8 protein-coding genes and 3 pseudogenes are annotated in these 8,363 nt (G+C 43.9%); 6 read left to right on the forward strand and 5 right to left on the reverse strand.

The genetic code is table 11. The annotated features are described in order from the left end of the window. The 5 genes and pseudogenes from IM322_RS21675 to IM322_RS21695 all read left to right on the forward strand — a co-directional run. Nucleotides 1-360, forward strand: a pseudogene (locus IM322_RS21675) (RNA-guided endonuclease InsQ/TnpB family protein); the annotation flags it as partial. A 17-nt stretch (nt 361-377) separates the two neighbouring features. Next, nucleotides 378-598 (forward strand): annotated as a pseudogene (locus IM322_RS23600) (bilin-binding protein); the annotation flags it as partial. 178 nt (nt 599-776) lie between these two features. Further along, nucleotides 777-1,367: a PAP/fibrillin family protein gene (locus IM322_RS21685; RefSeq protein WP_287676569.1), complete on the forward strand. Its 591-nt coding sequence runs from the start codon at nt 777-779 to the stop codon at nt 1,365-1,367. A gap of 267 nt (nt 1,368-1,634) precedes the next feature. Further along, entirely contained in the window at nt 1,635-2,291 is a 657-nt protein-coding gene (locus tag IM322_RS21690) for a sigma-70 family RNA polymerase sigma factor (RefSeq protein ID WP_287676571.1), read from the forward strand. Between the two features lie 113 nt (nt 2,292-2,404). Then, nucleotides 2,405-2,956 (forward strand): anti-sigma factor family protein, encoded by a 552-nt coding sequence (locus IM322_RS21695; protein ID WP_287676573.1) that lies wholly within the window; start codon nt 2,405-2,407, stop codon nt 2,954-2,956. 3 nt (nt 2,957-2,959) lie between these two features. On the opposite strand, the gene IM322_RS21700 is transcribed toward IM322_RS21695, so the two are convergent. Next, complete coding sequence (locus IM322_RS21700; RefSeq protein WP_287676575.1) at nt 2,960-4,165, reverse strand: acetate kinase; 1,206 nt, start codon at nt 4,163-4,165, stop codon at nt 2,960-2,962. Between the two features lie 377 nt (nt 4,166-4,542). Between IM322_RS21700 and trxA the strand changes: the two genes are divergently transcribed. Then, nucleotides 4,543-4,866 (forward strand): thioredoxin, encoded by a 324-nt coding sequence (gene trxA / locus IM322_RS21705; RefSeq protein WP_287676577.1) that lies wholly within the window; start codon nt 4,543-4,545, stop codon nt 4,864-4,866. Between the two features lie 9 nt (nt 4,867-4,875). On the opposite strand, the gene dprA is transcribed toward trxA, so the two are convergent. The 4 genes and pseudogenes from dprA to IM322_RS21730 all read right to left on the reverse strand — a co-directional run. Then, on the reverse strand, nt 4,876-6,024 hold the full coding sequence (gene dprA, locus IM322_RS21710) for a DNA-processing protein DprA (protein ID WP_287676579.1): 1,149 nt from the start codon (nt 6,022-6,024) through the stop codon (nt 4,876-4,878). A gap of 388 nt (nt 6,025-6,412) precedes the next feature. After that, nucleotides 6,413-6,751 (reverse strand): type II toxin-antitoxin system PemK/MazF family toxin, encoded by a 339-nt coding sequence (locus IM322_RS21715; protein WP_287676582.1) that lies wholly within the window; start codon nt 6,749-6,751, stop codon nt 6,413-6,415. Next, a complete protein-coding gene (locus tag IM322_RS21720) occupies nt 6,741-6,980 on the reverse strand; it encodes a hypothetical protein (RefSeq protein ID WP_287676584.1) in 240 nt (79 codons plus the stop codon). The genes IM322_RS21715 and IM322_RS21720 overlap by 11 nt, the downstream gene beginning before the upstream one ends. Nucleotides 6,981-7,348: 368 nt before the next feature. Further along, nucleotides 7,349-7,791 (reverse strand): annotated as a pseudogene (locus IM322_RS21730) (RNA-guided endonuclease InsQ/TnpB family protein); the annotation flags it as partial. Nucleotides 7,792-8,363: the final 572 nt, after the last annotated feature.

Here is an 8,363-nt window from a genome sequence, read left to right on the forward strand (position 1 = left end):
CGATAAATGATGCGGCCTGGTATCAGTTTCGGGAATGGATAGAGTATTTTGGGGTTAAATTCGGCAAGATAACGATTGCTGTCTCACCGAATTATACAAGCCAAAACTGTTCAAACTGTGGTGAAACTGTCAAAAAATCTTTATCGACTAGAACCCATCAATGCAAGTGTGGATGTGTTTTGGAGCGGGATGAAAACGCCGCAATCAACATCCTTAAAAGGGGACTAAGTACGGTAGGGCATACCGGAACCTTTGGGCTAGACCCAATAAACGCTTGGGGAGAGAATACCTCTACTTTTTCAGAAGCAATTCTGTCTTTCGCAAGTAATCTCTGTGAACCAAGAATCCCCGTCTCTTTAGAGCGGGGAGTGTCAAGCTGTATTACCTACGGTATCGCCGGACAACAGATTCCCTACACCAGTGCCGAGGGATTGGAAAATATGCGTCTTCTTTACCAAGAATTGCAGTACCATTAGGGGCAATGATTTCGGGGTTAGAAGCCTTAAAACAATACAGTTTAGAGTATTTTAGCGACTCAGAAAAAAACGCAATTACTCCCTATTTCGATCACTTAATTACGGTTATGAAAAAATTTTAAAACTGCGGCATTTAATCTGTGTTAAAATAATCAAGTCAACAGTTGAAAATGCCGCTCACCGAGGTTAAAACTCCGTTGAAACGCTGAAATCATCAGCGCAAGTGAACCTCTTGGGACCACCAAAAACCTCGATCGAGTACCTAGCGGGTCGAGGCAGTTTATAAATAAGGGAGATTCTATGGATGCCAAAGCGAAATTATTAGAATTGATCGCTGGTAGAAATCGCGGACTCCTGGCGACAGAAAGCGACCGCGTGCGGATTTTAGCGGCGATCGAACAATTGGAGGATCACAATCCCCATCCCCATCCCCTCGAAGTTAAACAACTATTAGGGGGCAATTGGCGTTTGCTATTCACCAGCAGCCGCAACATTCTGGGAATAGATCGCCTACCTTTTTTTCAATTAGGGCAAATTTATCAATATCTCGACCTGAACAAGGCCAAACTCTACAATATCGCCGAAATTATCGGCGTACCTTGGCTAGAAGGGGCAGTAATCGTCTCCGCTACCTTTGAACCCACATCCGAGCGTCGGGTAATGGTCAAATTTGAGCGCTCGATCCTCGGTCTGCAACGTCTTCTCAATTATCATTCTCCCCAAGAATTTATCGAAGCGATCGAGAGTGGCAAAAAATTTCCTCCCCTCGATTTTTCTTTCAATAATCGCCAACAAACAGGTTGGCTCGATATCACCTATCTCGATGAAGATCTCCGCATCGGCCGCGGCAGCGAGGGCAGCGTCTTTATTCTCGCTAAGGAAAAAACCTAACTTACAGAGCCGTCAGGAGACAGGCTTGTATCAGTTATCCGTAATCAGTGATCAGATGTGAGTTTTTAGTTCACTGATTACTGTTTACTGTTCACTGTTCACTGAAAATACACCCCACACCCGACACCCCACTTGCTCCCCCAGATGAATGCCCCGATCGGTTAGAATCAAAATATGGGAAAAAAATTATTTATTTTCGGGAACCTTTACTGAATTCTCCCGTCCTCAAGCTCTGAGTGAGGAGTTTATATCCTTAGAGGAAATCCCATGAGTCAATCGATTCCAGCATCTTGGTCACTTGAGGCCAACAAGTCTCAAAACCCCGTGTCCCCTGACAAACTCTCCAACTACGATCTAATTGCACGCTGTCAGGAAGGGTGCCAGCCCGATCGAGCAGCTTTTGCGGAACTGCTGCGGCGCTATCAAGCTCATATTGATAAATTACTCTATCATTTGGCTCCCGATTGGCAAGATCGCGCTGATTTGGCTCAAGAGGTCTGGATTCGCGTCTATCGCAATATTAACCGTCTCCATGAACCCCTCAAGTTCCGCGGTTGGTTAAGTCGCATTGCCACTAATCTTTTTTACGACGAATTGCGGAAACGCAAGCGGGTTAATCACCCCATTTCCCTCGATGCTCCCCGGCGCGTGGAAGATGGCGAAATCGATTGGGATATCGAGTCCGATTACCCCAGTCCCGATGAACATCTCACCACCCACGAATTCTACGATCAATTACAGGCTGCGATCGCTGATTTACCAGAAGCTTTTCGGACAACTATTATTCTGCGAGAAATTGAAGGCATGGCCTACGAAGAAATTGCCGAGATCACGGGAGTTTCTTTAGGAACTGTTAAATCCCGCATTGCTCGCGCTCGCGCTAAATTACAATCTGTTTTACAGCCCTATTTTACGGAAGGCTAAATAAAATTGTGGTGATTCGGCACTAACGGTCGAAATGAGGAGTCGTTAAATTTAACTAGCTCCGTGCTGGTAAAAAGTGATTGTATACCGATCGCTTCTGGTCGAGGTCAACCATGAATAATTATCAACCCGAAGACGTTCAATGGATCAAGTCTTTGTTACATCACGATGACAGCGATTCCAACTCCGCAACCGAGGATATTTTGTTCTTAGATGAGGATAACGAAGAAGCTCATCGTTTCGATTTAATTAGCGCCTATATTGATAACGAAGTAACGGTAGAGGAACGGAAGCTAGTTCAGCATTGGTTAGACCATGATGCTGCCGCTAAAAAACTCTATCGGCAGCTCTTGGGATTACAAACTAATTTAAAGCAAATTCCCGTACCGGTTACTATGGCCAGCGACCGATTGGCAGAACAGGTGTTCAGAAAAGTCGATGGTCAGCGTCGTCGGCAATATTATGTTTATGGTGGCGCAATTTTCACCGCTATGGCGATCGCTGTTGGTTCCTACTTCGTCTCCGAACGCAATGATCCCCTCTCCCAAATAGCGAGCAGTCCGAGCAGTATTAGCCAAGAGGGAGACCATTTGATGATTGCTCTTAACCATCCGATTATGGAGATTCCCGCAACGGAACAGCCAAAAGAGAATAGCCAAAGGTAAGGTCTATTGATATAAATGCCAGCATTCTCGCGCGATCGCCCAATCTTCCGCCGTAGCAATTACCATCACTCGCACTTTAGATGTGTCACTGGCGATATCCGCATCCCGGGGATGGGCGGCATTTTTAGCCAAATCTAACTCTAAACCCAAAAAAGACCAGCCTTGACTGGCTTTTTCCCGTACTAAAGCTGAATTTTCGCCGATTCCTGCCGTAAATACCAAGACATCTAACCCCTCTAGAGAAGCGATCATCGATCCGATTAAACTTTTCAGACGATGAATATACATCTCAAATGCTAATTTTGCCCTCTCGTTGCCTTCGGCCATCGCCGTGGTAATTGCCCGCATATCCCCAGAAATACCCGAAATTCCCTTTAAACCGGATTCTTTATTGAGTAAGCTATTTAAACTATCGGGATTGTATTGATATTCTCGCTCTAGATAAATCAGAATCCCTGGATCGATCGAACCGCTGCGGGTTCCCATCATCAATCCCTCTAGGGGAGTAAATCCCATGGTGGTATCAATACTTTTACCCCCCTTGACTGCCGATAGGGAAGCACCATTTCCCAGATGACAGATCACCATTTTCAACGATTCTAGGGGTTTTCCCAACAATTCGGCGGCCCGTTGCGAGCAGTACTGATGACTGGTGCCATGGAAACCATAGCGACGGATTCCCAGTTCACTCCATTGGTAGGGAATGGGATAAAGAGAAGACTCGGGAGGGATAGAACGATGAAAAGCGGTGTCAAACACTGCTACTTGAGGAACATCGCCCAAAACTTGCTCGATCGCCTCAATTCCTTCTAAATGAGCGGGATTATGGCTAGGAGCAAGGGGAATCAGCTTTTTAATCGTTTCTTTGACTTGGGGAGTGATGATGGTAGCCTGGGAATATTCCGTGCCACCATGGACAACTCGATGACCGACTATACTAATGTCGGCGAGGTTGGCTACTACCTTAGTTTCGCCAGTGACTAAGGTATCTAACATCCGAGCGATACCCGCCGGACGATCCTGACTAGAAAGATTAATTTCCTGTTTAATTCCCTGAGCTTTTACCGTTAAAACCGCGTAATCAGGGTTAACCGTCCAATCGATCCCCGCTTGCCAAATTGGTTGCGGAGGATGGCCGGGGAGAAACTCTAAATCGTACAAACAACTTTTTTGACTGCTCGATCCCGCATTTAAGACCAGAATTTTCATAAAAAAGCTCAATTAGGAGGTGGCTTGTGCTGATCATAATCAAACTCAGGTTAAGCCTAGATAAAATCGCTGACTTTTCGGGTTTTTCTTCAAGAAAATTTGATCTGGCTGCCATCACCCCTCCCTGATTCGGGCAATATTACAAAACTTTATCAAAAAAAAGTCAAAATAGAGCCTCTAGGGTTATAAAATAGAAGAATACCCCTTGTGAAATTAATCCAAGAAGCTACCTCTGATGCAAGTTAAGGCCTCTACAGTGGATTTAGAGCTAGTTCTCGTCCTTTTCACCAGTGGAATGTCAACATCGCACCACGAATCTCTAGAATGGAATTTTTGCGTATTCTAGATAACCGTGATTACTAGAGGATTTCTTAAGTATGTCAGAGGTTCCTGCAGTTACAGATGCCAACTTTAAAGTCGAAGTTTTAGATAGTGCCGCCCCTGTCCTAGTAGACTTCTGGGCTCCTTGGTGCGGCCCCTGTCGAATGGTGGCTCCCGTTGTCGAAGAAATTGCCGAAATGTTCATAGGGAAAGTCAAGGTGGTGAAACTCAACACCGACGAAAACCCCAATATCGCTAGTCAGTACGGGATTCGCAGTATTCCTACTCTGATGATCTTCAAAGAAGGTCAAAAAGTTGATATGGTGGTCGGGGCTGTACCGAAAACCACTTTAGCTAACACCATAGATAAACACCTGTAGAGGAGTTGACTAGGTTTTCTGGTAACGCATACCGGGTAACTGAGTCACTAAACCCATTAATTCTAATTCCAATAAGATCCCCGCCACTTCTGAGGTGGGGATTTGCATTTTTTGAACAATAATGTCAAACAACAGGGCATCTCTGTCAAATAACTGATACACTTGTGCTAGTCTAGGTTCTAGATTGACTGGAGGAGCAGGATTAACGACCGGGGATGTCTCTAGAGGGAGTGAAGGGGAGAGATTAACCGGTGCGGATTGGTTCGTGGTGGGAATTGCCCCCAACATTTCTAATAATTTCTCCTCAGAAACGATAATTTCTGCCCCCTGATGAATCAGTTGTAAACAACCCCTAGCGGCAGCAATATCGGGAGAATTGGGTAAAGCATAGATATCGCCGCCAAATTCGTTAGCATAACTGGCCGTGATCAGGGAGCCTGACCTTTCGGGGGCCTCGATAACAATCGTCGCGCGACTTAAACCGGCGATAATGCGATTACGACTGGGAAAATGGGCTTTATTCGGTTGAGTTGCCGCAGGATGTTCACTAATGACTAAACCCTGCTTTTGGATGTCCGCGTGTAGCTGCCGATGACGACTAGGATAAACCACATCGACCCCCGTTCCCAAGACGGCAATCGTCCTTCCCCCTGCTTTTAAACAGCTTTGGTGTGCCTCTCCATCAATTCCTTCGGCCATGCCAGAAACAATAGTAAATCCCTGTTGGGCCAAAAGGGTACTTAAGCGCCGCGCCCAGCGCCTGCCGTGATCCGTGGGGTTACGAGTACCCACAATGGCGACGGTGGGGATATTTCCCTGATTTTCCTCTAAATTGACCTTTCCTTGATAGTAAAGTAAGGGGGGAGGACTGGGAATTTCCCAGAGAAAGCGGGGATATTCTGGGTCGCTAGGAGTCCAAAAAAGGGGGTTTTTCTGGATATGTTCGGCGAAAAGAGCTTCTGGGTCAATTTGTGATCGCCCTTCCCGTACCGCTACCATTAACTTTTTGCCAAATCCCGCCACTTCTGCGATCGCAGAATCGGAGGCATTCCAGGCCACAGCGACACTGCCAAAATGCTGATAGAGTCGCTTCAGGGAAATTGGCCCAACTCCAGCAATACTTGACCATGCTAACCAATAAACGCGCTCGTCTGTCAATTTGAAAAGCTCCTCAAACCAAGTAATATTTTCAGTCGGTTAAAACTGACTGCGGCCAGATGACCTTAATTTATTTTAATCTTGCCGGAATCCCTTCCATTAGTTGTTGAGGTATTGTTGAGCCTCGTCAATGTCTTTCACTTTTTTAAAATGTGAATAAGTTGTTCTTGATCTTTTCGGGGAAGTTGTTCAGTTGCTTCTAGTATTTCTGCAAAAGTGGCTTGAGTCATGGTTTTAGTTGGTTATAGTGGTCTTTGGAGCCAATTGTAGCAGTAACGGTAGAATGGGTTAGCATAGCGTAACGTATAAAGCAGATAAATTTATCGTAATTTCAAGCCAAAAACTGCGTTAAATAATGCCCCCGAAGAAATCAGTGATCGTATTTTTTTTAAGAACGTAGAATATCGGACAAAATATCTACAATTAAGGTTTGGTTTTTTAATGATAATGAGCCTAGTTCACGCTGAATCAGTGAAGAGCGAAGTGTTACTAAATGATCAAGTCTGATGGTTGACGATTTGCGAAGACCACTGATCATAAAATCTGGATTTTCTGGTCTCAGAATAATATCTGTATGAAGGGGATTTTCTGGAATACGACTGGTAATTAGGGCAAAGATAATGTGTTGATAGCCTCCAATTTGATTGGTTAGGCAATAAGCAGGACGAACTTTACTCGAAGATAAATCGTCGAAGGGAAATTGAATTAATACAATTTTACCCTTCATTAGTTACAGGTTGTCCATCGTTAAGGGTATAAATATCTTCTTCGGGATCTTGCAGAAAAGCAAAGCTAGGGTTATGGGCAACGGCATCTAGCCAGTTTTTTTCGTTCAGTTCATCCTCCGACATCAAAAGAATGACGCGCACAAACCGATCTTTTTCTTGGGGAATAGGATGATCAAGTTGAATTTGCCCTTGGGTATTGAGGATACCAGTGGTTTCAATCGCACGCATAGCAAAACCTAAAAGAAGTAATTTGATTCTAACATTAAAGTAACCTTGACATCCTCACCGCCGTAAACGGACGGTGATTCCTCACCACGCCACCTTTTTAGAATGGTCGCGTCAATGGGGTTGACGCGACCCGGGATGCTGCTACCTTAGCGGTAGTCTTACGCTTTCCGACCCGTCCGTTTAAAGTCGAACGTATGTCCTCCGGCGACCTTGATATTTACTGCGGCGTTGATGTCTCGATCATGAAAAGTCCCACAGAAAAGACATGGGAGCATCTCATTTATGCAAGTGAGTAATTATACTTATCCATAAAACTGGTTTCTAGCAAGGCTTTCAAAATAGCTTGACATAAAAACCTGATTTAGGGGTTACAAAGGTGAGATGCTCCCAAAGACAAAAGACAAAAGACATTCCCAGTCACGAACATTTAACGCCTTTTTCCCGCCAATATTCCCACAACAGGAACATCGCTGAGACGTTGGCTACCATCGGGAAATTATCCGAAAATTACGCCCATATTTATCAGACTTTGCTGATAGCATATCTCGAAAAGAACGCCAGCCTAAGTCTGATATAGCACGGGATAGTTTACGATTTTTAACCATTCCCGATGTGTTTAAATACTCTAAAACTATCGTTTGATTTTCACGAAAATTCGAGTGGATAGTTTATGCAAGAAATCAGTCCGAGTGTCTTTAATCTTTGCGTGGATTTTAGCTACTCGTTTTCTTGTTTTTTCCCGTCGTTTACTTTCTTTCTGTTTTCTAGAAAGGTTTTTCTGTGCTTTTTTAAGCCGTTTTAATCGGGTTCTTCGTTACTTGGTATGGTTCAATAGGGTGGCATAAATCGACTAAATCCTTATCTGGCAAGAGTTCTATTGATTAGTTCGTTCTAGATCGAAAACAATTGACAAAAATCGCTAAATGTCCTTCTCTATAAGGGTTTCATCCCTTATAGAGAAGGACATTGCATAGCACAAACCGAAGAACCTTTAATCGTTTCTTTAACGGTTTTGGTGCGCTTATCTTTTCCCCTGTGTCTAAGGTGGCAAAAGTAGCAATCCCTAGTCAGTAATCAGTAATCAGTAACCAGTAATCAGTGAAAAGAAAGCTCCGAACTTGCCACTTGATACTACTAACTGAAAACTCAAACCTGATAACTGATAACTACTAACTGATAACTACTAACGGAAAACTACTAACTGAAAACTCAAACCTGATAACTACTAACTGATAACTACTAACGGAAAACTACTAACTGAAAACTCAAACCTGATAACTGATAACTGATAACTGATAACTGATAACTGATAACTGATAACTGATAACTGATAACTGATAACTGATAACTGATAACTGATAACTGATAACTGATAACTGATAA

It is taken from the genome of Microcystis sp. M109S1 (assembly GCF_020247025.1).
In the GTDB taxonomy this organism is placed as follows: domain Bacteria; phylum Cyanobacteriota; class Cyanobacteriia; order Cyanobacteriales; family Microcystaceae; genus Microcystis.

Excerpts from the sequence above, each read along its gene's own strand:
- IM322_RS21720 (WP_287676584.1), bottom strand. The coding sequence starts at position 6,980 with ATGCGTGCGATTGAAACCACTGGTATCCTCAATACCCAAGGGCAAATT.
- IM322_RS21695 (WP_287676573.1), top strand. The coding sequence starts at position 2,405 with ATGAATAATTATCAACCCGAAGACGTTCAATGGATCAAGTCTTTGTTA.
- IM322_RS21685 (WP_287676569.1), top strand. The coding sequence starts at position 777 with ATGGATGCCAAAGCGAAATTATTAGAATTGATCGCTGGTAGAAATCGC.
- IM322_RS21700 (WP_287676575.1), bottom strand. The coding sequence starts at position 4,165 with ATGAAAATTCTGGTCTTAAATGCGGGATCGAGCAGTCAAAAAAGTTGT.
- IM322_RS21715 (WP_287676582.1), bottom strand. The coding sequence starts at position 6,751 with ATGAAGGGTAAAATTGTATTAATTCAATTTCCCTTCGACGATTTATCT.
- IM322_RS21690 (WP_287676571.1), top strand. The coding sequence starts at position 1,635 with ATGAGTCAATCGATTCCAGCATCTTGGTCACTTGAGGCCAACAAGTCT.
- trxA (WP_287676577.1), top strand. The coding sequence starts at position 4,543 with ATGTCAGAGGTTCCTGCAGTTACAGATGCCAACTTTAAAGTCGAAGTT.